The following is a 636-nucleotide window of genomic DNA, read 5'->3' as shown; positions in this document are numbered from 1 at the left end:
GATCAGTTGATTCTCGATGTGATCGACGACCAAATTGATGTTGCAATTGTTCCTGCTTGTACGCTGGAAAACATGGCGGCCGAAGGCAAGATAGAGCTGCATAATTTGCGAGTGCTCAACGAAAGAAGGCCTGCTGATTCCGTTTGCGCAGTTAGTACTCCTCTGTACCCAAATTGGACCATGGCCATGACGGAGCGTGCTCCGGTAGATGTTGGGCAAAAGGTCGCACAAACCCTGTTTGCAATGCCTGCAGATCATTCAGCCGCTATTGCTGCCAACAATGTGGGTTGGACGCTACCTGCGCCTAGCGTTAACGTAGATAAAGTCTACAAGCATTTGGACTTACATCCCTTACAGAAACCTTGGGCGCAAAAGGTTCAAGAGTGGCTACATAAAAACCAAGCAGTCGCTATCGCAGCGCTGCTAACATTGGTGTTACTGACTATCTATCACTTTTGGCTAGAGTGGACGTTCAAACGTAGTAGAGAAAAGTTGAAAGCTACCCTCAATGATTTACGTCGCAAGAGTAGCATGTTGGAACACGCTCAACGGATTACGATTGTGGGGGAATTAGGTAGCAGCATCGCACATGAAATTAATCAACCATTGGCTGCGATTAAAAACTACAGTCAAGGT

At 46.9% G+C, this 636-nt stretch carries 1 protein-coding gene; it reads left to right on the top strand.

The annotated features are described in order from the left end of the window. On the top strand, positions 1 to 636 hold a 636-nt coding region (locus R7Q11_RS27210; RefSeq protein WP_225467113.1), incomplete at both ends, for a PhnD/SsuA/transferrin family substrate-binding protein.

Source organism: Vibrio sp. 970 (assembly GCF_033339075.1).
Note: the sequence above shows the minus strand (reverse complement) of the source record. Positions and strands in the feature narration are given on the sequence as shown.